Here is a 23,583-nt window from a genome sequence, read left to right as displayed (position 1 = left end):
TCCCTTACCTTACCAGCCGCGTTCCTGCATTCTGTTTTCTGGTGATAGGCTCGCGATGTCGATACCTTTCATCGGTGTACCCAGTCCTTTTGATAGTTCTGCAATCAGCTTATAATCCTGATAATGCGTTGTTGCCTCAACGATCGCTTTTGCGAATTTTGCTGGGTTATCAGATTTAAAAATACCAGAACCAACGAAGACTCCATCAGCTCCAAGCTGCATCATTAGTGCTGCATCTGCTGGTGTCGCTACACCGCCGGCAGCAAAGTTTACGACCGGAAGCTTGCCAGCTTCACGGATTTGAAGTAATACGTCGTATGGTGCACCAAGATCTTTGGCAAATGTCATCACTTCATTCAAATCCATAGAGATTAGTTTGCGAACTTGGGACTGCACCTTACGCATATGACGTACAGCTTCAACGATATTACCTGTTCCTGGCTCTCCTTTCGTCCGGAGCATAGAAGCACCTTCTCCGATACGGCGGGCAGCTTCGCCAAGATCGCGACTTCCGCAGACGAACGGTACCGTGAATTCACTTTTGTTCAAATGATACTCTTCATCCGCTGGTGTCAGCACTTCACTTTCATCTATGTAATCGACACCCATCGCTTCCAGCACACGCGCTTCCACAATATGTCCAATTCGAGCCTTAGCCATGACCGGGATAGAAACAGCATTCAATACCTCTTCTGTAATTGTCGGATCCGCCATTCGCGCAACACCGCCAGCAGCACGAATATCAGAAGGCACACGCTCAAGTGCCATAACCGCTACTGCACCAGCTTCCTCAGCAATCTTTGCCTGCTCCGCATTCACTACATCCATGATGACGCCACCCTTTTGCATTTCCGCCATACCTCGTTTTACTAAATCTGTTCCTGTTTTCGCCATGTTGACTCCTCCTGCTCCTCTTTCCCGTTTTCGGAAAAGTTTGATAGGAGTATTGTACATATCATCAGGGTATAACACGCAAGCTTTGAGTATAACAATTTAGTATGCTGAATACTTTTGCAGAAAGTGGTCGTATTCCTTCCAAAAGTCTGTATACATATCTTGGTCGTATTCGTCTTCTATCTCTTTCGCCTTCGAGCTTTCAAATAATGCTTTAGCTTGTTTTGCAAATTGTAAGATCTCTTGTTCATACAAAGCCTTTTTTACAGATACACTTAAATCCGGATATTCGATTTTTCCTTCTGTCAGATCAGTGCTTGTGAATTTAACGAAGTCTGACAGAAATACTGCGCCTTCTTTGTGTTGGACTGACCAGTGAATAGAGATTGGACATCCAGACATTAGCATCGCCCCACATCCATGGAGGATCAATCCTTCCTCGCAGTCTGGATTACTTATATAATCCGCATCTAGTGTACGAAGTAAAGCTAGCGCGGATTCACTGATTCCCCATTCTTCTTTTACACCAGCGCTGGTTATTTTAGCACCGCCTATCTCTAGATGTATCTCTCCATGTGAGCATAAGTCTTCTTTTTCATCAGATAGCCAATATTGTGACTCAATTTTTATACTAAATGGTTTCATACATTATCCTTTTACTTTCTATAATTAGTACTTTATTGGGATTAATAATTCAATTGTATTATCGGCTGCTTTTTACTTTTACTCATTTTAACAATCATCTAAGATATAAGCTTTTAGAGCCTTCGGAATAAATAGTCCTCCAACAGCTAACAAAGCGTTCGTAAAAGTAAGAAAACAAAAGTTTAGTTTCTATAACCTTCATATGAAATTTACAACCCATGGTAAGGTATTTACTCCGCTTTTTATTGACCAAATAAGTAAGTAGCTAAATTGTTAAATTTTTATCCGATGAAACAGAAAACGTAGATATAAAAAACAGATTTACTTGTGATAAAAAATCCCTCTCAAGAAAGCTTGGGAGGGATTTTCTAAATTATATTCCTGAAGACACCATGTTTTCGTGATTCGATTTGGAAGTTAATTTCTTCATTTTTATATTAATAATCTGATGATTATCCATCTCCATCACAGTCCATTTATGGCCATGCGCTTCTAATTCGGTCATCACTTTAACTTCATTACTATTTCTAATAAGCCAACCGGCTATTGTATCAACTTCCATTTTATCTTCGTCAATGAATCGCAACCCAAAGGCAGCCTCTAATTCATCAAGCAACACACGTCCATTTAGCTTGTACGTTGTTTCATTTATCTTTTGGATATGTGGTACTTCATTATCATCAAATTCATCATGAATTTCGCCTACAATCTCCTCTAAAATATCCTCCATTGTCAGCATTCCTGCTGTTCCACCGTATTCATCGACAACTTGAGCAATGTGGACACGATTTGACTGCATAGTAAGCAAGGCTTCATGCAGCGTTGTGGATTCATGAATAGTTGGAACATCATGAATAAACTGTTCTAAAGGTTTTCTGCCATTTACAACAAAATCAGTAAGCATTTCTTTTACGTTGATAAAACCTAAGATTTTATCTTTATTACCAGCATCCGTAACGAGGTATCGTGTAAATTGGTGCTCATTAATTACAGCTCTTATCTCATCTCTGTCCATATCATTTGAGATAGAGATTATCTGAGGTCTTGGTACCATGATGTCTTTCACATCACGATCATTGAATTTAAATATATTTTGCATATAGTTGAACTCAGTTTCGTTAATTTCACCACTTTTATAGCTTTGCGCCATAATTATACGCAATTCTTCTTCTGAATGGGCATGTTGTTCACTAGCAGGTTTTACTCCAAACATTTTCAAGAATACTCTTGAGGAACCATTAAGGAAGAAAATAAGGGGTGCCATGATTTTTCCAAACCAATATAAAGGTCTAGCCAGAATCAGGGTTACTCTTTCTGTGTATTGAATAGCAAGTGTTTTTGGTGCTAATTCCCCTATTACTACGTGTAAGAACGTAACAAGGGCTAGTGATATTGCGTAAGATAGAACATCGGTTAACGACTCAGAGGTACCAAAGTACGAGAATACTGGATATAGAAGTTCCTTTACTGTCGGCTTACTCAATGCTCCTAAAGCCAAAGCTGTAACTGTTATACCTAATTGACATGCAGAAAGGTAATAATCCAAGTTATTGGCAACTTTTTTCGCAATGATTGCACTCTTATTTCCCTCAGCAACCATTTGTTCGATACGTGACATCCTTAGTTTTACGACAGCAAATTCTGCTCCTACGAAGAAAGCTGTCAGTAATATAAAGACTACTAATAACACTAAATTCAAAACGACAAAAGTATCCAAATTCTATCCCTAAAAAGGGATTCACCTCCAATGATTTTTACAAGCATAATTTCAGGCAATAAAAAAAACTTTATCCTTTGATAAAGTTTTCTTGAATAGGAAATCCTTTACCAAAATAATGGCAAAGGTCTCGCAAACAACATTACTGTTGCCAGATAAGCCGGTGAAATTCCTTTCACGTATATGTCGACTTAGCTGTAAGCTACTCCCCTTTGAATATTCGCTTGTAGTTATTATTAATCTATCATTTGCAAGAGTGGCGTGTCAACGATTTTTATAACTAATATTCATCTTTATTTAATTAATCTAAACAAAGTCTTATTATATAAGAAGACTGTTGAAAGATGTAAGATTTTCTATGATGCTAACTTGGTAAGCCCACAATAAGAAATCGCATGGTCTGCTTCATTACTTACTCTCTATTTAACGAGTTCTAGACTTATAATGAATTTGCTTTATGAGAATGGAAAGACTACTGTTTAACTATAAGCCTAAGTAGGTGACATAATGCATATTGATGAACAAGAATTAAGAAATGCCATTTTTTTTAGAACAACAAATACAAGCACAATTTCTAAGCAGGACGAGCAAAATGGAATTTCTGGAACAAAAGAGAATTATAGTGGACATGTTAGCAAAAAAACAAAGTGAGCATGAAGATTTATCTTAAACATTCCGTATTTACAAAATTAAAGGTACATGTGCTTCCTTAAGGAACATTGGCTTATAGGAAAATCATTAGCTGCAATTAGCTACATTTTGATTTCCCTACAAAATAAAGGTATACGTAAACGTTTGAGTTTACGTATACCTTTTCTTTATCAAAGTAAAGGTCAATAATTATATTTCCCAACCTCTAGCATTTTATTTTAAAAGCTTCAGGACTTAATTATTTTTAATAGGAATTTGTGAGAAGGCAGTTTTATAAACTTCAAGAATCAACTCTTTTGTACATGGACGTGGATTACCACCAGTACACACATCAGCCATAGCAGCGTCTGCTAAAGCATCAAGATCTTCCTCTTTTACGCCGATTTCGTCCAATGTTTGTGGTATGTTAAGATCAATGGATAATTGACGGACAGCCTCGATTGCAGCCTGACGGTATTCGTCTTGCGTCATGTCGTCAACACCTTCAACACCCATAGCACGAGCTATTTCCTTAAACTTTTCACCTGTGTAATCTTTGTTGAATTCCAAAACATATGGTAGCAGTACTGCATTAGCAATACCGTGAGGTGTATTATAGAAGGCACCTAATGGATGAGCCATACCATGAACCACGCCAAGACCTACGTTAGAGAAAGCCATACCTGTCATATATTGACCGAGAGCCATGTCTTCTCGTCCCTTAGGATCGTTATTGACAGCATCTCGTAGTGAGCGGGAAATCAATTCAATGGCCTTTAAGTTTAACGTATCAGCAAGCTCCCAAGCAGCTTGTGTAGTATATCCTTCGATAGCATGTGTCAGCGCATCCATCCCAGTGGCAGCAGACAATCCATGCGGCATGGAGGACATCATGTTAGGATCAACAACTGCAACGATTGGAATATCGTGCGGGTCGACACAAACGAACTTCCGGCGTTTCTCTTCATCGGTGATAACGTAGTTGATTGTAGTTTCAGCAGCTGTACCTGCTGTAGTAGCTACAGCAATCATCGGAACGGCTTTATTCTTAGTCGGGGCCGTACCTTCCAAGGAAACAACATCAGCAAATTCCGGATTATTGATGATAATACCAATGCCTTTACCCGTATCTTGAGGAGAACCTCCGCCTATAGCGATAATATAGTCAGCATCAGCATGCTTGAAGGCATCCACACCAGCTTTGACAATAGCAACAGTTGGATTAGCTTTCACTTGGTCAAAGATGTCGTAAGGCAAGTTAGCGTCATCTAGTAAATCAGTTACCTTTTTAACTACACCGAACTTAACTAAATCAGCATCCGTAACAATCAATGCTTTTTGGAATCTGCGGTTTTGAACTTCACCAACGATTTCGTTAATAGCTCCAGCACCATGGTAACTAGTTTCATTTAAGATAAAACGATTAGCCATTTCTATGACCTCCATTTATTTTTTGAGAGAATGGTGAATCCTTGTGATTGCTCATTCAACTATGTGTGAGTTGACCTCTTGTACTTTTCCTCCGCTATACAGACGTCGCGAATTGTCTCTACACTCTGTTAGAGCAATTCTTGCGGTAGATGAGAAGCTTCTAGATGACTTTCTACGTTTTAGAACATTATTTCTTTTCTTGGTTATATTGAAGATACACAACATGTGTTTGCAGATACTCATCTAACCCGTGTTTTCCATCAGCACCGCCGATACCGGACTTTTTCCATCCAGCATGAAAGCCTTGTATTGCTTCAAAGTTTTCACGATTAACATATGTTTCGCCAAATTCCAATTCCTTGCTTGCACGCATTGTTACATCCAGGTTTTGTGTATAGATAGAAGACGTTAGCCCGAACTCACAATCATTTGCCAGTTTAAGAGCATCGTCTAAATCTTTAAATGTGGCAATTGGAAGAACTGGACCAAAGATTTCTTGCTGCATGATATTCATCTCATTATTTACATTTACAAGAACAGTTGGTTCATAGAAATAACCTTTCTCTCTCGCAGAAGGCTTACCACCTGTCACTAGCTTTGCACCGTCAGCCACTGCTTCTTGAACCATTTGGTCTACAGATTCAAGCGCATCTTTACTAATAAGAGGACCCATATCAATATCTCCATCAACTAAAGGGTCACCATATCTTACTTCTGACATTGCTTTTGTTACTTTGGAGATAAACTCTTCTGCGATGCTTTCATGAACATATACACGCTCTGTACAGTTACATACTTGCCCTGTGTTAATGATACGAGAATCGATAACGGAACGTACCGCCAAATCAATATCAGCATCATCCATAACAATAGCAGGAGCTTTTCCTCCCAATTCCAAAGATACCTTTGTGATATTTTCTGCAGCAGCGCGCATAACGGCAGCTCCAGCATTATAACTTCCCGTTAAGCTGACCATCCCTATATCTTCATGTTTCGCCATTTCCTGACCAATTGTACGACCGCTGCCGGTCACGATATTAATAACGCCTTTAGGCAAACCAACCTTTTCTATAATCTTTGCAAACTCTAAAGCATTATTAGGAGATAAATCACTTGGCTTCAAAACAATTGTATTCCCTGTGACCAAAGCAGGAGCTGCTTTACGAGCAACCAGGAAAAATGGGAAATTCCATGGTAAGATACCAGCGATAACCCCAATCGGTTCTTTATGAACAAATATTTGTTCATTAGGACGATCACTTTGAACAATCTCACCTTCATAGCGTCTCGCCCATCCAGCCATATAATCAATGTAATCGGCTGTAAAGTTTACCTCTGTTCTAGCTAAGGCCAGTGTTTTTCCCATTTCCTCTGAAATGGTACGTGCTAAAACATCTTCATTTTTGCGTATTTCTTTGGAGATCTCTAATAAGTAATTTCCTCTTTCAAAAGCGGGAGTTTTCTTCCATTTTTTTTGAGCACGCTTAGCAGAGTCAATTGCTGCTCTTACATCTCCTATAGTTCCTCGAGGAATCTCTGAAATAATTTCCTCGGTTGCAGGATTCACAACATCGAGTGTTTCCTGGGAACTAGAGTTTACAAATTCTCCATCAATGAACATTTGATACTTCTTAGTAGTAATTTCCATAAATTTTCTCCTTCCAAATATTGTAGCATTATCATAAAAAAACTCATTGCAAGCGTTATCATTTTAAGTATCAATGATCTTTTTAACTAACTTATAATAGTCAAATTCATCGTGGTGTTTGGATATACAAATAGGAGTAACCTTCTTCTAGGGGCAGAAAAATATAAAGTACTGCTGACTCTTTCATAGCAATGCTGTATTAATCCAAGAAGTTAAGATGAAAACTGTGTGTGACAAATTCATCTAAGGGGTCAGGAGAGAAATGTACATAGTTCCTTCTAAAAACTTCAATCAGAAAGATTTTCTTTTTGAGGAGGTAAAAAAAATCTATATCAACTTTAACCACCCTTCCTTTTATTGACATCTAATCATCTAGTCATCAGATGACTCAATATCTAATGCTATTTAAACACTAACTAGATATATTTGTCAATTTGTAATCTAGTGAATTTCCCTATGAAACTTAAATTTGAAAACTATCTCCTTAGTCTTAGTATTGTTACCTATTAACGAAGACAAATAAAGAGGAAGCAAACTCATTTGCATGAGTGCTTCCTCTCTTTTATTATCTGTTAACGTACTTCCTGTTTACTTTCTTCCACAACACGATACTCACTATTCTGCCGAATCAAAAACATAAGGACTCCAAGCAATGCAATAGCTCCTCCAATAATCTGCAGCGTACTTAATTTCTCCCCTAGTAACCAGACCGCCAGAAGTGTTGCACCTACTGGTTCTCCCAATACACTCATCGAAATCGTAGTCGAATTCACATAGTTCAAGAGCATATTGAATATGACATGCGCTACTGTCGGGAATATAGCTAACAGTAAGAATATCTTCCACTCATCGAAATCATAACCGCGAACAGGCACCCCGGTCACTAGATTGTAGATGTTGAGCCAAACAGCAGCTGAAAGGAATACACAAAAGCTGTATATCCAATGTGATACTTTTTTTACATTGTTCTGTCCGATTAATAAATAACCGACAACAGCAATTACACATAGAAAGGATAAAAGATCTCCAATCAGAACGGATGGTGTCTGTAATCCAAAGTCTCCCCACCCGACCATCACTACACCAATGATGGAAATACAGATAGTGATAATGACAGCTTTAGACGCTCTCTCTTTATAAAGTAAGAATCCCCCTATCATTGCGACAATCGGCTGGAGAGAAAGAATGATAGTAGAGCTTGCCACTGTCGTTAGTTTTAAAGAACTAAACCATAGGGCGAAATGTGCTGCTAGACAGGCTCCTGACAATACGAAAGCCAACGCTTCTTTCCTTCCAATCTTCTTGAACTCTTTTCGCTTTATCCACACAATCGGAAGCAATAAAAGACATGCCAGATACATACGGTTCATACTTAAAATCGTAGCTGGTGCGTCTGACCATTTGACGAAGATGGCCGCGAAAGAAATAGCGATGATAGATATAACTAATAAAATGGCAGTTTGGTTTTGTTTCATATGCAGCCTCCTTCTCAAGCTATTAAGTTTTAAATATCAATTACATCCATTCTAGACCTTCACTTGTCATATTGTCTTGATAAAATTTTAATTTTTGCTATAAAAAAAGATTATGTATTATTCGCATGTAATCCACTTCTTAATGACAGAAGATGCACTAACTGCACGGTTTACATTCAACCAATGGCTCTTTCATCTTTATTAATCGCAAGCATCCATTCTGGGCAGTATGATAAGATAGATAAAAATTCAAAAAGCTAGGTGAATTGTTGTGGAAAACAAAGAAAAAATAACATATGTAAGAGGTACTCCCGACCTTAAACAAAAAACAAAACGTGCTGCTATGTTGACTCATGCATTCAATTCCTGTTCCCCAGATGAAGAAACTAAGAAGGAAGAACTTTTAAGGGAGTTGCTCGGAAGATGCGGTCAGCAGCTTTCCATTGAGCATAATTTTCATTGTGACTTAGGATATAACATTGAAGTAGGGGAAAACTTTTATGCTGGATTCAACTTCACGGTGCTTGATATGGCAAAGGTCACTGTTGGAGATAATTGCATGATTGGACCTAATGTCGGGATTTATACAGCTGGTCACTCCATACAGCCTGTTGACAGGACAAAAGACGGTTATGCTATTCCGATTACAATAGGTAATGATGTTTGGATCGGCGGAGGCTGTACGATACTTGCCGGCGTTACAATCGGGGATAATTCCATTGTGGCAGCTGGTTCTGTTGTAACGAAAGATGTACCATCAAATACGATTGTTGCCGGTAATCCAGCGAAGCGTATTAAGGATATAGAATAAACAAAAAGCCGTCAGTATTGACGGCTTTTTTATTACTCTTCTGGCCAAACTGTCTTCGACACATCAACGATAAAGCGCAGTTTTTCCCATTGCTCTTCTTCTGTCAGTTTATTGCCATGATGTGTAGAAGCAAATCCGCATTGGGGGCTTAAACAAATTTGGTCAAGCGGGATATATTTTGCTGCTTCATCAATACGGCTGATAACAGCATCCTTATCTTCCAATTCACCGAACTTCGAAGTTACAACGCCCAGCACGACTCTTGGACCGTCCTGCGGGATATATTGAAGCGGTTCAAATGTGCCGGAACGCTCATCATCATATTCTAGGAAGAAGCCGTCCACTTTCTCTTTCGCTAATAGATCTTGGGCAATCAGATCATAGCTTCCTCCGAACATATAAGTGGAGCGGTAGTTTCCTCGACAGAGATGCGTCGTCACAGTAAGGTCTTCTGGTTTTCCTTCCAATACACCATTGATTACTCGGCGTGCCAAATCGATCAGGAATTCCCGGGAATGCTCTCCATCGAATTTCGCATCAGGTGACGACAGCGTTGCAATATAGACATCATCCAGCTGCAAATAACGCACTCCCAGATCATAGAAAGCTTGGATGGCATCTTTGTATGCCTGGATTACGTCAGCCGCAAAATCCTCGATATCTGGATAAATCGAATGATCGCGAATATCTGTATGGAAAAGCTGGTTCGGACTAGGAATTGTCTGTTTAGCTACCGCCCTTCCTGCGACGATGTCTTGGAATACCTTATAGTCCTCCAAGAATGGATGGTCAGGATTGAATGAAACTTTGCCGGTATTCTTAATGTTATACCGTTCTGTCTCTTCACCTTTGAACAGATAGCCGGTGTCTGGAACATAGCCCGTGATGCCATTAAGATGCTCCAAAAAATCTGTATGCCAGAATCTTCTTCTGAATTCTCCGTCTGTTACGAGCTCCAAACCGACTTCAATCTGTTTGTCTACGATTCTTTTAATTTCTGACGTTTCAATTCCGCGAAGATCTTGTTTACTGATTTGTCCTTCTTTGAATTGCTGTCTTGCTTTGTGCAGTACATCTGGACGAAGTAAGCTCCCTACGTGATCTGCTCTGAATGGTGCCGTTTTAGTTTTCGTTGTCATGTTCATCTCTCCCATTTTAGTTTTCTACTTTTTCTGTTACTCGTCCAGCAGCCTTTAAGGCCTGCTGCAGATCTCCAATGAGATCCTCCACATGCTCCAGCCCGACAGATAACCGCAAGAGTCCATCTGATATACCTCGTTTCTTACGCTCTGCTTCCGGCATAGCAGCATGTGACATCGTTGCTGGATACGAAAGAATGGATTCAACTGCGCCTAGACTGACGGCAAAGATAGGGATGCGAAGCTGTTCCACAAAAATCTTGGCGTGCTCCCTGCTCGGCAGAGCGAACGATAGTACTGCTCCATTTCCACTGGCCTGCCCGGTATGTATGTCATGTCCGTTATGGGTGGGCAAGCCAGGGTAGAAGACATCTTCCACAAGCGGGTGATGCAGCAGGAATAAAGCTATTCTCTCCGCCGATTCCGATGACTGACGCAATCTTGCACCTAAGGTCTTTATTCCTTGAAGCAGCAAATAGCTATCTTGGGCACCAAGAATTGCACCAAACGTGTTCTGAATAAAAGCCAGTCGTTCTCCCAATTCCGTATCCTTTGTAATCAGCAGCCCAGCGATAATATCACTATGACCTGACAGAAACTTGGTTGCACTGTGAATGACCACATCCACACCAAATGCCAATGGCTGCTGATACAGCGGAGTCAAAAAGGTGTTGTCCAAGAAAGTTAAACAATCGTTCTGCTTTGCTATCCGGACAACTGCCCGGATGTCTGTCACCTTTAAGCAGGGATTAGACGGTGTTTCCAGGTAAATGACCTTCGTATTTGGTCGTACAGCTGCTTCAACAGCATCCAAATCTGTTAAGTCTACAAAGGAATGACTAATCTGGAATTTTGGAAGGATTTCTGTCACAAAACGATACGTTCCACCATATACATCCACAGTCACAATGACATGATCACCTGCCGACAGCAGCATGAACGCTGAGGATATTGCTGCCATGCCAGATGAAAATGCTAAAGCATCTGTGCCGGACTCCAATTCAGCGGCCTTTTGCTCCAGTGCTTTTCGTGTCGGATTGCCAGAACGACTGTAATCAAATGGACCAAAATCATCAAAGCTTTCCTGGTGGAAGGTAGACGATAGATAAATCGGCACATTGACCGCTCCTGTACGTTGCTCTTTGTATGATCCCCGTATACACGTCGTTTCTGCATGTTGTTCTTCCATATGATGACCTCCTAATCCAGTTTGGCGAATGCTTGCTGTAAATCACCAATCAAATCCTCTGCTTCTTCAATTCCGACCGAGAAGCGAAGCAGACAATCACAAATTCCTCTGGCTTCCCTCTCCTCAATAGGAATGTCCGCATGTGTCTGTGTTGTCGGATACGTTATAAAGCTCTCCACCCCACCAAGGCTTTCTGCAAACGTGATGATGTTTAGGCTGCGAAGGAATGTATCGACCCAGCTGCTGTCCTGCACACGGAACGAAAGCATTCCACCTTTGCCTGTATACAAGACATCCTTCACCTTTGACTCCTCTGCCAGGTAATTTGCAATATGCTGTGCATTTGCTTGGTGCTGCCGCATTCGTAGCGGCAGCGTCTTCAAGCCGCGGATGAGTAACCAGGAATCGAGCGGTGACAAGACAGCACCCGTGCCGTTATGCAATACTGCTAATCGATCTGATAATTCACAGCCCTTACTCACTACAAGACCGGCTAAAACATCATTGTGGCCGCCGATATATTTCGTCGCACTATGGATGACAATATCTGCCCCTTCTGTTATCGGCTGTTGGAAATAAGGCGTCAGAAACGTATTATCAACAATCAACAGCAGGTTATGATCTTTTGCTAATTGCGCATATGCAGCAATATCGATTTCCTGCATGAGCGGGTTTGTCGGTGTTTCAAGGAAAATTGCTTTTGTATCTTCCGTTATCAATGCTGCAGTCTCTTCAACGGAATGAAATGGCGCATATACCGGCGATACGTCATATGCATCTGAATAGAAATCAAACAGTCGATAGGTGCCTCCATAAATATCCTCTGGCACTAGCAGTGAATCGCCTGAACGAAAAAGGGATAATACAAGCTGAATTGCTGCCATGCCTGAGCTGCATGCAAAAGCTCGATCGCCTTTTTCCAGCATTGCAAAACCTTCTTCCAGGACAGAACGAGTAGGATTCTTCGTCCGTGAATAATCATACCCGGTAGATTCGCCGATTCCTCCATGTGCATAAGCAGTGGACAGATACACTGGCGGATTCACTGCTCCTGTTATTCCGTCACTGCGATTTCCTAACTGCACGAATGTTGTTTCCAAACTATTTCCCATACCGCTTCTCACCCTTCTCTTAAACAAAAAAAGAACCTTCTCCCCAAAAAGGAAGAAGGTTCAGTCATGACCGAATCAGCTTCTTATCTTTAAGGCGGATACCTTTTGGATTTAGCACCGTGTCTTTCTCAGACTGGTTGCTGAGACATCATCGGGCCAATTCCCTCCGTCTCTCTTGATAAGAAAATTTCTATTTAATTTTTATATTAAAGCTATGTTAACACACAAAAATATACAGTCAAGCATTATTTAAAATTTTCTGCCAAATGAATCTTTTTCTGATGTAATTTTTAGCATAGTACAGCTCATTAGGAAAAAAAGTGACAAAAAATAGGATTGACACCCAGAACTTTTCGGTCTATCCTTTTCCTTACAACTAATATTTCTTATCGAGATTGGTGGAGGGAATGGCCCAACGAAACCAAAGCAACAGGCTGCAAGGTGCAGTACTGTGCTAATTCCAGGTGTATAACACTGCAGATAAGAAGAGCGGAAAATCTTTAAAAGACCCTCTTCTGTCTGGAAGAGGGTCTTTTTTTAGCATCAATTCCGATTATATCCATTGGAAATATCAAGATTATTACAGGAGGTTGGAAATGGAACAGATCAAGCAGAGAATAGCAGAAGTACATACGGAACTAGAAGACAATTTCGCTGAAGTGGTTGAGTGGAGACGATATTTGCACCAGCATCCCGAATTGAGTTTCCAGGAAACAGAGACAGCCCGTTTTATCGCTGATAAACTGCGCAGCTTCGGTTATGAAGATATCCAGACAAACATCGGCGGTTATGGCATCGTCGCTACACTTGCAGGAAAGACAGCAGGCCCAACGATTGCTCTGCGAGCCGATTTCGACGCGCTACCGATTGAAGATGAAAAAGAGACTGCGTATCGATCCAAGACATCTGGCGTCATGCATGCTTGCGGTCATGACGGTCATACAGCCGCCTTGCTCGGAACTGCTAAAACATTGATCAAGCACAAGGAAAGCCTGAAAGGTAAAGTGGTCTTCCTGTTCCAGCCAGCTGAGGAAGTTCCTCCAGGCGGCGCGAAAGCAATGATTGAAGATGGTGCACTTGATGGTGTGGACTATGTTTACGGTGCCCACCTTAATTCGGCTGCTCCTATCGGAAAGATCGGTGTTGGCGAAGGCTTCAAGATGGCAGCAGTTGATAAATTTGCGATCACCATCCAAGGAAAAGGCGGTCATGGCGCAGCTCCACATGAAGCTGTCGATCCAATTGTCATCGGCAGTGATATTGTCAGCGCATTGCAGAAGATTGTCAGCCGCAGAGTCAACCCTCTGGAATCAGCAGTTGTGACACTTGGTGTGTTCCAGTCTGGCCAAGCATTCAATGTTATTCCGGATACCGCCAGATTGGAAGGAACAGTCCGGACGTTTAATGCTGATATCCGCCAGCAGGTGAGAAAACAGATAGAGTCCATTGTAGACGGTATTGCAACTGGATTCGGCGCAACCTATTCAATTGATTATCTGCACGGCTATCCTGCTCTTTACAACCACCCGGAAGAAACCGCACTTCTGCAGCGTCTGTTTGCCGAAGAATTCGGTGAAGAACAGGTTATTCCGCTTGAAACTGGGATGGGCGCTGAAGACTTCGCTTATTATTTACAGGAGAAACCCGGAAGCTTCTTTAAAGTTGGCTCCCGCAATGAGGATACTGCCACACATTATCCACATCATCATCCTAAGTTCGACATCGATGAGCGAGCTTTGCTTATCACGGAAAAAGCATTTACGAAAATTGTATTCTCGTTATTGGGAAGCTAAGGAGGAAGTATATTGAATAAGAAGTTTGCACTTATATTATTCGGCTTGATGGCCACTATTGCCCTATTCGGGTGCTCCAGCAATTCCAGCAGCAGTTCCGGTGCAAGCGGCGGAGATCCCGTTGAAGGCGGTGACCTAAATGTTGCCATGACAGCTGATCCCGATACGCTTGACTGGATGTATTCCGGAGAAAGTGCTACTAGAAAAATTGGCTGGCATATTTACGAAGGTTTATTTGCAATAGATCATGATTATCAAGTACGCCCTTTGCTTGCTGACGATCATACCGTCAGTGATGATAAAAAAACCTATACGATCACGCTTCGTGACGGACTGAAATTCCATAACGGGCAAGACGTAACAGCTGAAGACGCAAAAGCATCAATCGACCGCTGGCTGAAGGTCTCCTCTGTCGGTAAGATCGCTGCAACACATGTTGATTCAGTCGAAGCAACAGATAACCTGACATTGGTCATTACGCTCAACGATCCGTATACCGCTTTGCTTACTGATATGTCTGCACCAAAAGCATCAGCTGTCATCATTCCAGCTGACATTGCTGAAGCAGCAGGTGAGCAGCCGCTGACAAACGAGCAGCTTATCGGTACAGGTCCATTCAAATTTGATTCCTGGAAGCGCGGGAATGAAATTGTCCTTTCCAAATTCGATGACTATCAATCTCGTGAAGAAGAAGACTGGGGCGGTTTGACAGGTAAGAAAACCGCATACCTGGATACGATTCATTTCAAGATCGTAAAGGATCCGCAAGTCATGCTCAATGGACTTAAAACAGATCTATATGATTATGTACAATCGATCCCGCTTGATTTATATGATGTAGTTGATACGACACCAAATGTTGAACCAGCTATCTCCAGTAATGGCTACTCTGTCATTACACCGGATAAATCAGAAGCACCTTTCGATGATATCAAGGTCAGAGAAGCACTGCATGCTGCACTGGATAAAGAAGCAATCGCCAAAGCAACTTACGGCAACAGCGAATTTTATAATCTAGATGGTGCCTTGTTCACCCCAGATCAGACCGCTCTTTACTCGGATCAAAACATCGACAACTTCGAAGCTTTTAATCAGGATGAAGCTAAAAAGCTGCTTGAAGACAGCTCCTATGACGGTCAGCCAGTAAAAATCATCTTCTCTAATGATCATGCAGAGTATAAGAAAATTGCCGAAATCGCAGAACAGCAGCTTGAAGCAGTTGGCTTCAACGTCGAACTGGAGTCCTATGAATGGGCAACTTACCTGGAAAAATGGAGCGATGGCTCTAACTGGGATATGGTCGTAGTCGGCTGGTCTCCATTCTTCTCGCCAAACCAAGCTGGTGTAGTAAGCCAGGATTCCAACAGCAGCGGCTGGTACAACAGCGAACGCTGGCAGGAGCTTATCACACAATGGGGGGAAGCAGAAGATGAAGCCGCCCAGCAAGAGATCCTCGCTGAGCTGAACAAGACGATTTATGACGAGCTTCCGTTTGAGAAAGTAAGCAATCTTTCTACGCTCGATGCACGCACTTCCAATTTGCAGGATTATGATGATTGGTATGGTCCTCGCTTCTGGAATACATGGAAATCACAGTAATGCCCCGAGAAAATCGCCTGCGTTACCGCTGGCGATTTTCTTCCATTTCTAAATAAAGGAGTGACACATGTGCTTAGTTACACGATCCGAAGACTGTTATCTGTCATACCGGTTATGCTCGTTGTCAGCATCATTGTATTCCTGCTCGTTCACCTGACACCCGGAAATCCAGCCTTTATCATCCTTGGAGAAGACGCTTCACCGGAAGCCATTGCACAGCTAGAGAAACAGCTTGGTTTAAATGAGCCTTTGTATATCCAGTTCTTCGATTGGATCAAACAAGTTATGACCGGCGATTTAGGAACGAGTGTCTATTCTGCCCAGCCAGTTACGGAGCTGATTTTTGGCAATTTTGGACCAACGATTAGCTTGATGGTATTGTCCCTGCTCTTTATTTTGGTCATCTCCATTCCGCTGGCAATCCTGATTGTATCCTTGCGTAAAACGATACTTGATCCGTTATTTACTAACGCTTCCCTTCTTGGTGTATCCATACCGGAATTCTGGCTTGCGATTTTGCTTGTGCTTGTTTTTGGTGTAACATTCCCGATCTTCCCGGTCGCCGGATATATGCCGCTTGCTGAAGGATTTGGTCCATGGATTTATCATTTGCTGCTGCCTGCTTTCGTACTGGCATTAGTAGAAATCGGCATCATTGCCCGAATGCTGCGGGACAGCATGCTGGATTCCGTGAACCAGGATTATACAAAAACAGCACGAGCGAAAGGCGTCCGTGAACGCGATGTATTGATGAAGCACGTTTTCTCCAATGCGCTCATCCCAACAACAACTGTGCTTGGTGCCACAGTGGCAGGTCTGCTTGGCGGAACGGTTATCATCGAAACACTTTTCACCATCCCTGGTATCGGGCAGCTTTTAATCGATTCGATTCACCGACGGGATTACCCAGTGATTCAAGGCGTCGTGCTATTCATCGCTGCGATTTACGTTCTAGTCAACTTAATCGTCGATCTTTTGTATGCATTCCTTGATCCGAGGATCCGCTATGACTGAGCCGAAGGAGGTACATAAACGATGATGTCAAAGAAGAGGAATATTATAGCACTTACTATTTTCTTGCTTGTTGCATTAGCGACTATAACTGCAAATTTGTGGCTGCCTGTCTCCCCTGCAGCGATAGACGCCAACCAGCGTCTGCTTGCACCATCTGGCACCCATTGGTTCGGTACAGATGATTTTGGTCGCGACATCTTTGCTCGTGTTATTGTAGCTGCTCGCGTGTCTCTGGCTGTCGGCGTCATTGTAGCTGTCGTGGCAACTGTAATTGGTACACTGATTGGTCTGATATCCGGTTATTTCCGGAAAACTGATTTCATCTTGATGCGGATTGTAGATGGCTTTCTCGCCTTCCCTGCGCTTCTGCTTGCATTAGCACTCGTTGCGGCTTTAGGCGGAAGCATCACCAATATCGTCATCGCCCTGACAATTGCCTTCTTCCCAGTCATGGCTCGTGTTGTGCGCTCTGCTGTGCTGCAAATCAAAAACGCACAATACATTGAAGCAGCAAGAACGACGGGAACAAATAATGTGGTGATCATATTCCGTTATATCCTGCCGAATGTACTATCGCCAATTATTGTGCAAAGTACGTTCATCTTTGCCAAAGCAATACTGGCAGAAGCAGCACTAAGCTTCCTCGGTGTCGGAGTTAATCCATCCACACCGACATGGGGTAATATGCTGCAGGAATCACAAATTTATATCACAATCGCTCCATGGTTCTCGATTTTCCCAGGTGTCGCAATCGTCATTACTGTTTTATCGTTGAACATACTCGGTGACGGTCTCAGGGACGCCTTCGATCCACATAGCGTCAAGAAAAAACGGAAACGCAAACCAAAGCAAACAGCACCCGCTGCCTAGAGGAGGTTTCATTATGCTAGAAGTTAACAATCTGCATGTACACCTGGATACACCAGCTGGCCTCGTCAAAGCAGTTGATGGTGTATCCTTCCGGCTGGAAGCCGGGCAGACAATCGGTATTGTCGGGGAATCGGGCAGTGGAAAGAGTGTGCTCGCCCATTCGCTGACAAAGCTTAATCCAGAACCGCCCGCAACGTATCCAAAAGGTGAAATTCTGTTCGAAGGAGAGAACATCCTGACAATGGATAAAAAGCGTCTGCGTAATCTACGCGGAAAAGAAATCGCCATGATCTTTCAAGATCCGATGTCTAGCCTCAATCCTGTTTTCAAGATTGGCAGACAGCTGATGGAAGCCATTCAGACGCATCAGAAGCTGCCCAAAAAAGAAGCTCGCCAAAAAGCAATCGAGCTGTTGATAGATGTTGGCATTCCAGATCCAGAACGACGGATGCAGGATTATCCGCATCAGTTTTCCGGCGGAATGCGCCAGCGCGTTCTGATCGCCATTGCACTGGCAGCCAGACCCAAGCTGCTTATCGCCGATGAGCCGACGACAGCTTTGGATGTTACAATTCAAGCTCAAATTATTGAGCTATTAAAAAGTATCCAGAAGAAGTATGGTACCAGCATTATTATGATTACTCATGATCTAGGCGTCGTGGCAAACCTGGCAGACAGAATCCTTGTTATGTATGCAGGTAAAATAGTCGAATCCGGAAGTACAGCTGATATCTTCTATGATACGGCGATGCCGTATACATGGTCGCTGCTGCGCTCGATTCCAAGACTTGATGCAGGGGCTTCTGAGAGGCTGCTCCATATCGAGGGGCATCCCCCGAATTTGATTCACCCGCCAAAAGGCTGCAATTTCCATCCTCGCTGTCCATTTGCGAGAGATGCTTGCCTTCAGACTGACCCGCCGCTCGCGGAACGCGGTACAAATCACATGGCTGCGTGCATACTCACTAAGCCTGAATTCGATAAAGAAAAACGTGCTGTTGCCGAACGGAAAGGAGTGCTGCTGTCATGACTGCATTATTGGAAATAAAAGATCTGCATGTCCATTTTCCAATTAAAAACGGCGTCTTACAAAAGACAACAGGCCATGTAAAAGCCTTGAATGGAATAGATTTGAATGTAAAAAAAGGTGAGATACTAGGAATCGTTGGAGAATCTGGCTGTGGTAAAAGTACGCTTGCCCGCAGCATCGTCGGACTGCAGAAACCTACTTCCGGAGACATCCTTTTTGACGGAAACACGTATACAGACGCATCTGCCAAAGAGCTTTACGAGCTGCGGCGCAATATGCAAATGGTGTTCCAGGATCCGTATACAAGCTTGAATCCACGCATGAAAGTGAGCGAAAGCATTGCTGCTCCGCTTAAGGCTTATAAAAAGACCAAGAACCTGGAATCGCGTGTGAAAGAGCTGATGGAACTTGTCGGCTTGAATCCGGATGACCATTATAACCGGCTGCCACATGAATTCTCAGGCGGCCAGCGTCAGCGGATAGGAATTGCCCGCGCCATTGCTTTGGAGCCACAGCTGATTGTCTGCGACGAACCAGTCAGTGCGCTTGATGTATCCGTTCAAGCACAAGTAATCAACTTGTTCCAAGATCTTCAGAAGAAATTGGATCTAACGTATGTATTTATCGCACATGACCTTTCAGTCATCAACCACATTGCTGACCGCGTCGCCGTCATGTATCTCGGCAAAGTTATGGAAAGATCCAATCGCGAATCATTCCAGACACATGCGCAGCATCCATACACGAATGCACTGCTATCTGCTGTGCCACTGCCCGATCCAGACAAGGAACGCGCACGGGAACGCATCGTCTTAAAAGGCGAGCTGCCTTCCCCTGCTAATCCGCCATCAGGCTGCGTGTTCCACACCCGCTGCCCGAAAGCGACCGAATTCTGTAAAACTAACATTCCTGTTCCGGAAGAACGCGGTGTCCCAGGACAGGAAGTGGCTTGCTTCTATCCTGTTGGGGCTGAGGAAAAAGCAAGGATTACATTATAAGAAAAGCAACCTGCGTGGGCAGGTTGCTTTTTAACTTCTTCTAATTGTGTACTTAATAAATATTGTAGTTCTGACCTGTTTGTGCACCTTCTATACTTTTTATGTAAGCATTCGCAACACGGTCTACTGGTACTGGAGTAAATCCTGCGAAAAAGGATCCGTATTTATCTAACGATTGTTCTACAATATTTGGACTCACAGCATTTATCCGGATACCGTTCTTCAATTCGATTGCAGCTGATTTCACGAAGGAAGCAACACCACCATTTGCCATAGCAGCAGAAGCTCCATGTACAATAGGATCATCCTTCATAACACCAGTTGTTAATGTGAAACTACCGTTAGTATTCAAGTAGTGCTGCCCAATCAATACCAAGTTAATCTGGCCAAGCAGCTTGCTTTGAACAGCGACACTATTCAATTCTGGTGTCATTTCCTCCAGTTTTTTAAAAGAAGCTGATCCTGTTGCACTGACAACTGCATCCACATTCTCAATAGACTTGAACATTTTTTCAATTTCCTCGGGTGAAGTTATGTCTAATTGGTAATCACCGCTCTTACTTCCGACCTTTATTACTTCATGATGTTCTTTCAGTTTATTCACTACTGCGTTTCCTATTGTGCCTGTCGCTCCGATTACGATAATTTTCATGGTTTATCTCTCCTCCATGTACATAATCTTTCTACACCCAACAGTTTATCATTAGTGAATTCCATCTTGTAAATATCTGGCTTGGATGTTTGCAATAAAAAATCTATATTATATCGAGTGTCATAGTACTCCATCATCAAAGTCATGATTGCCCCATGGGTAGCAATCGCTATTTTTTTCCCTTTATAAACATGCAGTAAATCCTCCAATACTGCTACAGCTCTATTTTTGCAAGCAGCATTCGACTCTCCTCCTGGCAGGGCGAAGTTAGGATCAACAAAAGATTTCTTCAACAAAGGTAATAGTTTCTCATCCGAAATCCGCGTATCCCCAGAAGTAAAAACACGTTCCCGAAGATCCTCGATTTTCTCTACTTTGTTTCCCGCATGTTCAGCTAAGCCACGAATTGTGTCAACCGCACGTTTGTATGGACTAGAAACAAAAACTTCTATTCCTTCTTCCTTTAAGGAATCAGCAATCTTTATAGCATCCTGCTCTCCTTTGTCTGTTAGACCTCTAGTTCTTTCATTACCTTCCTTAGGCGATTTGCCATGCCTGATCATGTAAATGATAGTAGACATTTTACACCTCCAAAGAGATTTTATTGATTACGTTCATTACCGAACAACTCATTTAAGACTAAAATTAATGCGCCGAGTATTAGACAACCGATAATAACAATGTCTATTTCAATTGGAGTTTTTCCGTCCATCTATACAAAAAACTTTATACTGGGTAAAGAAGTCGGGCTATGCAATTCAACCAAATGAAAATGGATTGAGAAATCTATTGGTCCTTATAAAAAAAAATTATAAATTACAATTTTAAAAACATTATTATACAATTCTCCTATTATAGAGGGAGAGATTACTATTGAAGATGAAAAAAAAGTGGAGTGATTACTTTCAGGAAATTGTCAGAGCAATAATATTTTATAAGTGAAGTGGATGTGCCGTTTTTTAGGAATCAATGAAAGAAGAGGAGCTTAGTGCGTCTCTTCTTTGTATTTAGCATTAATTATAATGAAGACTACGCAAAGCTAATCCAGCAATTACAGCAATTATGATAACCCCAACGACAATTAATAAAAGAGCACCTAACACAAGACCCGAAACTATTTTGAAGTTACCCCGAGGTGCTTCGAACCAATAATAGAATGCAAAGAATAATGCTATTATAGTTAAGGTCTCTTCAAACTTATAAAAAAAGAATATGTAAAAAGAGAATATTAATGAGAATAACCCATAGTATTTACGCATAAAAGTTCCTTTCGAATTCATCGCACATCTGCTAGTTGAAGCAGCTGAAGTATGAATACACTTTGCAAAGTGTCAAAAACCTGCAGGTAATAACTGCGTATCTTTCTGACCAGGTGCCGCCATAGCGGTATCCAGCAAACAATGAGGATTATAAGTAAATTGATAAAACAAATAGAAAATAATGCACGACATTGCTAATCTATACCGGATCAACACGATTGAATTCACAAATTTCGGATGCAATATACGATATTGTATCCCTTTCTTCCTTTTACTTATATTTGTAAAACTTCTAATATGTTACGATTGCTTTATAACTATTTCTAAGAGAAAGAGTGATGAAATGACAATTCAGATTGAAAGAAAATTTGGTTATATGGGATACCTTGGTCGTGTTAAACTCTACGCAAATGATGAACCTATAGCAAAGTTGGCAGTCGGTGATACATATACTTATGAACCCGGAGAAGGCCAAGGAATCATAAGGCTAAAGGTTACGCAATTAGGTGGTGGAAGCAATACACTCTTTTTAAAAGATCCTGCAAAAGTGACTATATCTGTTAATCCATATTACACGATTACATTTCTGCTCTTTTTTGCGTGTCTTTTTGCTGCCAATATAACACCTTATTCCATCGTATTTCTTCCCCTAGCTTTACTATTATGTTTAGTATTTATATTACTCGGCTTTTCCAAAACATTTGTTCTAAAAGAAGTACGCGAATAAAGGGGTGTACAGCCCTTTTCTTCAAAACTCTTTTCTGCTTCTGTCTGTGTTACACCGAAATAAAGAAGCGTTGTCTCTTAATCCAAATGATGATTGAATATAACCATCAGCTAGTGATATTCTTGAGCATCGTATAGAATAATCAAAGAAGGCATAATAATTTGAGACAGACATGAGCAATGAACATACTATGTCAGTCTCCTAGTTTAAAAATTCCTTATTTCATTATCTTCTACTTCTTCTGCTCCCTTGTTAACCGTTCCCCATATTCGACCACTTAAATAAAAATATCCATTGTTACGTTTTGGAGCTGAATAGTTCTGGACTAATCAAATATACTCTCTTTCTCCGGATCTCGCAGAGCTTCGAACAGCATCTTGATTTGAGCTTCCGTATTTCTCTTTAACGACAATGGCGGCAGCTCTGTTTCACCAAAGAAACCTATTTCACTCGTCTCCACGCTTTCCTGCGCTCCCCCGCCGACAATCTCGCATTGAAGAAAGATTTTGTAGTAGTGGAACATTTGCGGCTTGTCGGTATGCTTATCCGAATCCAGCACCGCTAAAAGTTTCTTCGGCACAACGTCGTATCCAGATTCTTCTTTAATTTCCTTCACTGCATTTTCACTTGCCGACAGCCCTACCTCACAAAATCCGCCTGGCAGCGACCAGCGATTATCCATCTTTTCCTTCACTAAAAGTAGCTTTCCATCCTTCTGGAACACGACTCCTCGTATATCCAGTTTCGGAGTAGGATACCCTTTTTGGGCTGCAAGTGCTCCTCCAACTTCCTCTGCTGACTGGCCTGTGTAGTTCGCAATAATCTCCGCGCTTAGCTGTTGCAGTTCCTCATATCTCTCCCGATCGAATACATCCTTTGAGAAATGAAGCCCAGCTTGGGAGATTGCCTGTATTCTTCTTGCCCATTCGAGCCATTTTTCCAAGACTATC

21 protein-coding genes and 2 riboswitches are annotated in these 23,583 nt (G+C 41.9%); of the genes, 9 read left to right on the top strand and 12 right to left on the bottom strand.

All coding sequences use genetic code 11. The annotated features are described in order from the left end of the window. Positions 1 to 9 precede the first annotated feature (9 nt). The 3 genes from pdxS to GZ22_RS04075 all read right to left on the bottom strand — a co-directional run bounded on the left by pdxS (position 10) and on the right by GZ22_RS04075 (position 3,256). Positions 10 to 894 carry a pyridoxal 5'-phosphate synthase lyase subunit PdxS gene (pdxS, locus tag GZ22_RS04085; RefSeq protein ID WP_038558979.1) on the bottom strand — a complete coding sequence of 295 codons (885 nt, stop codon included), beginning with the start codon at positions 892 to 894 and terminating at the stop codon, positions 10 to 12. Between the two features lie 99 nt (positions 895 to 993). After that, a complete protein-coding gene (locus GZ22_RS04080; RefSeq protein ID WP_038558976.1) occupies positions 994 to 1,539 on the bottom strand; it encodes a hypothetical protein in 546 nt (181 codons plus the stop codon). Between the two features lie 373 nt (positions 1,540 to 1,912). Then, a complete protein-coding gene (locus GZ22_RS04075) occupies positions 1,913 to 3,256 on the bottom strand; it encodes a hemolysin family protein (protein ID WP_038558973.1) in 1,344 nt (447 codons plus the stop codon). 507 nt (positions 3,257 to 3,763) lie between these two features. On the opposite strand from GZ22_RS04075, the gene GZ22_RS18545 reads away from it, so the two are divergent. Then, positions 3,764 to 3,907 (top strand): hypothetical protein, encoded by a 144-nt coding sequence (locus GZ22_RS18545; protein WP_164072023.1) that lies wholly within the window; start codon positions 3,764 to 3,766, stop codon positions 3,905 to 3,907. A gap of 234 nt (positions 3,908 to 4,141) precedes the next feature. On the opposite strand, the gene fucO is transcribed toward GZ22_RS18545, so the two are convergent. The 3 genes from fucO to GZ22_RS04060 all read right to left on the bottom strand — a co-directional run bounded on the left by fucO (position 4,142) and on the right by GZ22_RS04060 (position 8,440). Next, positions 4,142 to 5,317 carry a lactaldehyde reductase gene (fucO, locus tag GZ22_RS04070; RefSeq protein ID WP_038558970.1) on the bottom strand — a complete coding sequence of 392 codons (1,176 nt, stop codon included), beginning with the start codon at positions 5,315 to 5,317 and terminating at the stop codon, positions 4,142 to 4,144. Between the two features lie 187 nt (positions 5,318 to 5,504). Next, the gene (gene aldA / locus GZ22_RS04065) at positions 5,505 to 6,965 is read right to left on the bottom strand and encodes an aldehyde dehydrogenase (protein WP_038558967.1); all 1,461 of its coding nucleotides are present in this window, start codon (positions 6,963 to 6,965) and stop codon (positions 5,505 to 5,507) included. A 572-nt stretch (positions 6,966 to 7,537) separates the two neighbouring features. Beyond that, positions 7,538 to 8,440 carry a DMT family transporter gene (locus GZ22_RS04060; RefSeq protein WP_038558964.1) on the bottom strand — a complete coding sequence of 301 codons (903 nt, stop codon included), beginning with the start codon at positions 8,438 to 8,440 and terminating at the stop codon, positions 7,538 to 7,540. 271 nt (positions 8,441 to 8,711) lie between these two features. Between GZ22_RS04060 and GZ22_RS04055 the strand changes: the two genes are divergently transcribed. Continuing rightward, positions 8,712 to 9,251, top strand: coding sequence for a sugar O-acetyltransferase (locus GZ22_RS04055; RefSeq protein ID WP_051748012.1), 540 nt, complete (start codon positions 8,712 to 8,714; stop codon positions 9,249 to 9,251). Positions 9,252 to 9,283: 32 nt separating this feature from the next. On the opposite strand, the gene GZ22_RS04050 is transcribed toward GZ22_RS04055, so the two are convergent. The 3 genes from GZ22_RS04050 to GZ22_RS04040 are packed head-to-tail and all read right to left on the bottom strand — an operon-like array spanning position 9,284 to position 12,691. Further along, positions 9,284 to 10,390, bottom strand: a complete 1,107-nt coding sequence (locus GZ22_RS04050; protein WP_038558960.1) for a 5-methyltetrahydropteroyltriglutamate--homocysteine S-methyltransferase — start codon at positions 10,388 to 10,390, stop codon at positions 9,284 to 9,286. Positions 10,391 to 10,406: 16 nt separating this feature from the next. Further along, positions 10,407 to 11,579: an aminotransferase class I/II-fold pyridoxal phosphate-dependent enzyme gene (locus tag GZ22_RS04045; RefSeq protein ID WP_038558957.1), complete on the bottom strand. Its 1,173-nt coding sequence runs from the start codon at positions 11,577 to 11,579 to the stop codon at positions 10,407 to 10,409. Positions 11,580 to 11,590: 11 nt separating this feature from the next. Continuing rightward, on the bottom strand, positions 11,591 to 12,691 hold the full coding sequence (locus GZ22_RS04040) for a methionine biosynthesis PLP-dependent protein (protein ID WP_038558954.1): 1,101 nt from the start codon (positions 12,689 to 12,691) through the stop codon (positions 11,591 to 11,593). 80 nt (positions 12,692 to 12,771) lie between these two features. Continuing rightward, positions 12,772 to 12,876: riboswitch (SAM riboswitch) on the bottom strand. A 198-nt stretch (positions 12,877 to 13,074) separates the two neighbouring features. Further along, positions 13,075 to 13,178, top strand: a riboswitch (SAM riboswitch). A gap of 109 nt (positions 13,179 to 13,287) precedes the next feature. On the opposite strand from GZ22_RS04040, the gene GZ22_RS04035 reads away from it, so the two are divergent. The 6 genes from GZ22_RS04035 to GZ22_RS04010 all read left to right on the top strand — a co-directional run bounded on the left by GZ22_RS04035 (position 13,288) and on the right by GZ22_RS04010 (position 19,995). Continuing rightward, positions 13,288 to 14,484, top strand: coding sequence for a M20 metallopeptidase family protein (locus GZ22_RS04035; protein WP_038558941.1), 1,197 nt, complete (start codon positions 13,288 to 13,290; stop codon positions 14,482 to 14,484). A 12-nt stretch (positions 14,485 to 14,496) separates the two neighbouring features. Next, entirely contained in the window at positions 14,497 to 16,083 is a 1,587-nt protein-coding gene (locus GZ22_RS04030; protein WP_038558938.1) for an ABC transporter substrate-binding protein, read from the top strand. A 69-nt stretch (positions 16,084 to 16,152) separates the two neighbouring features. Then, entirely contained in the window at positions 16,153 to 17,097 is a 945-nt protein-coding gene (locus tag GZ22_RS04025) for an ABC transporter permease (RefSeq protein ID WP_038558935.1), read from the top strand. A 21-nt stretch (positions 17,098 to 17,118) separates the two neighbouring features. Next, positions 17,119 to 17,967 (top strand): ABC transporter permease, encoded by an 849-nt coding sequence (locus GZ22_RS04020; protein ID WP_038558932.1) that lies wholly within the window; start codon positions 17,119 to 17,121, stop codon positions 17,965 to 17,967. A gap of 13 nt (positions 17,968 to 17,980) precedes the next feature. Beyond that, on the top strand, positions 17,981 to 18,997 hold the full coding sequence (locus GZ22_RS04015; RefSeq protein WP_038558930.1) for an ABC transporter ATP-binding protein: 1,017 nt from the start codon (positions 17,981 to 17,983) through the stop codon (positions 18,995 to 18,997). Further along, positions 18,994 to 19,995, top strand: a complete 1,002-nt coding sequence (locus tag GZ22_RS04010; RefSeq protein WP_038558927.1) for an ABC transporter ATP-binding protein — start codon at positions 18,994 to 18,996, stop codon at positions 19,993 to 19,995. Before GZ22_RS04015 ends, GZ22_RS04010 begins: the two co-directional genes overlap by 4 nt. Positions 19,996 to 20,047: 52 nt before the next feature. Here the strand turns inward: GZ22_RS04010 and GZ22_RS04005 are convergent, their stop codons facing one another. Together GZ22_RS04005 and GZ22_RS04000 are read right to left on the bottom strand one after the other, a co-directional pair. After that, positions 20,048 to 20,647 (bottom strand): short chain dehydrogenase, encoded by a 600-nt coding sequence (locus GZ22_RS04005; protein ID WP_038558925.1) that lies wholly within the window; start codon positions 20,645 to 20,647, stop codon positions 20,048 to 20,050. Next, a complete protein-coding gene (locus GZ22_RS04000; RefSeq protein ID WP_038558923.1) occupies positions 20,644 to 21,228 on the bottom strand; it encodes a histidine phosphatase family protein in 585 nt (194 codons plus the stop codon). The genes GZ22_RS04005 and GZ22_RS04000 overlap by 4 nt, the downstream gene beginning before the upstream one ends. 1,021 nt (positions 21,229 to 22,249) lie before the next feature. Here GZ22_RS04000 and GZ22_RS03990 point away from each other — a divergent pair. Further along, a complete protein-coding gene (locus GZ22_RS03990; protein ID WP_038558917.1) occupies positions 22,250 to 22,633 on the top strand; it encodes a hypothetical protein in 384 nt (127 codons plus the stop codon). Positions 22,634 to 22,958: 325 nt separating this feature from the next. On the opposite strand, the gene GZ22_RS03985 is transcribed toward GZ22_RS03990, so the two are convergent. Further along, on the bottom strand, positions 22,959 to 23,576 hold the full coding sequence (locus tag GZ22_RS03985; protein ID WP_038558913.1) for an NUDIX hydrolase: 618 nt from the start codon (positions 23,574 to 23,576) through the stop codon (positions 22,959 to 22,961). Positions 23,577 to 23,583 lie beyond the last annotated feature (7 nt).

Origin of the sequence: Terribacillus saccharophilus (genome assembly GCF_000725365.1) — a bacterium.
Taxonomy (GTDB): Bacteria; Bacillota; Bacilli; order Bacillales; family Amphibacillaceae; genus Terribacillus; species Terribacillus saccharophilus.
The sequence above is the reverse complement of the archived record's forward strand: the minus strand, read 5'-3'. Positions and strand labels throughout refer to the sequence as shown.

Excerpts from the sequence above, each read along its gene's own strand:
- GZ22_RS04040 (WP_038558954.1), bottom strand. The coding sequence starts at position 12,691 with ATGGGAAATAGTTTGGAAACAACATTCGTGCAGTTAGGAAATCGCAGT.
- GZ22_RS04050 (WP_038558960.1), bottom strand. The coding sequence starts at position 10,390 with ATGACAACGAAAACTAAAACGGCACCATTCAGAGCAGATCACGTAGGG.
- GZ22_RS18545 (WP_164072023.1), top strand. The coding sequence starts at position 3,764 with ATGCATATTGATGAACAAGAATTAAGAAATGCCATTTTTTTTAGAACA.
- GZ22_RS04020 (WP_038558932.1), top strand. The coding sequence starts at position 17,119 with ATGATGTCAAAGAAGAGGAATATTATAGCACTTACTATTTTCTTGCTT.
- GZ22_RS04010 (WP_038558927.1), top strand. The coding sequence starts at position 18,994 with ATGACTGCATTATTGGAAATAAAAGATCTGCATGTCCATTTTCCAATT.
- GZ22_RS04015 (WP_038558930.1), top strand. The coding sequence starts at position 17,981 with ATGCTAGAAGTTAACAATCTGCATGTACACCTGGATACACCAGCTGGC.
- GZ22_RS04000 (WP_038558923.1), bottom strand. The coding sequence starts at position 21,228 with ATGTCTACTATCATTTACATGATCAGGCATGGCAAATCGCCTAAGGAA.
- GZ22_RS04080 (WP_038558976.1), bottom strand. The coding sequence starts at position 1,539 with ATGAAACCATTTAGTATAAAAATTGAGTCACAATATTGGCTATCTGAT.
- aldA (WP_038558967.1), bottom strand. The coding sequence starts at position 6,965 with ATGGAAATTACTACTAAGAAGTATCAAATGTTCATTGATGGAGAATTT.
- GZ22_RS04035 (WP_038558941.1), top strand. The coding sequence starts at position 13,288 with ATGGAACAGATCAAGCAGAGAATAGCAGAAGTACATACGGAACTAGAA.
- GZ22_RS03990 (WP_038558917.1), top strand. The coding sequence starts at position 22,250 with ATGACAATTCAGATTGAAAGAAAATTTGGTTATATGGGATACCTTGGT.
- GZ22_RS04060 (WP_038558964.1), bottom strand. The coding sequence starts at position 8,440 with ATGAAACAAAACCAAACTGCCATTTTATTAGTTATATCTATCATCGCT.
- GZ22_RS04045 (WP_038558957.1), bottom strand. The coding sequence starts at position 11,579 with ATGGAAGAACAACATGCAGAAACGACGTGTATACGGGGATCATACAAA.
- GZ22_RS04005 (WP_038558925.1), bottom strand. The coding sequence starts at position 20,647 with ATGAAAATTATCGTAATCGGAGCGACAGGCACAATAGGAAACGCAGTA.
- pdxS (WP_038558979.1), bottom strand. The coding sequence starts at position 894 with ATGGCGAAAACAGGAACAGATTTAGTAAAACGAGGTATGGCGGAAATG.
- fucO (WP_038558970.1), bottom strand. The coding sequence starts at position 5,317 with ATGGCTAATCGTTTTATCTTAAATGAAACTAGTTACCATGGTGCTGGA.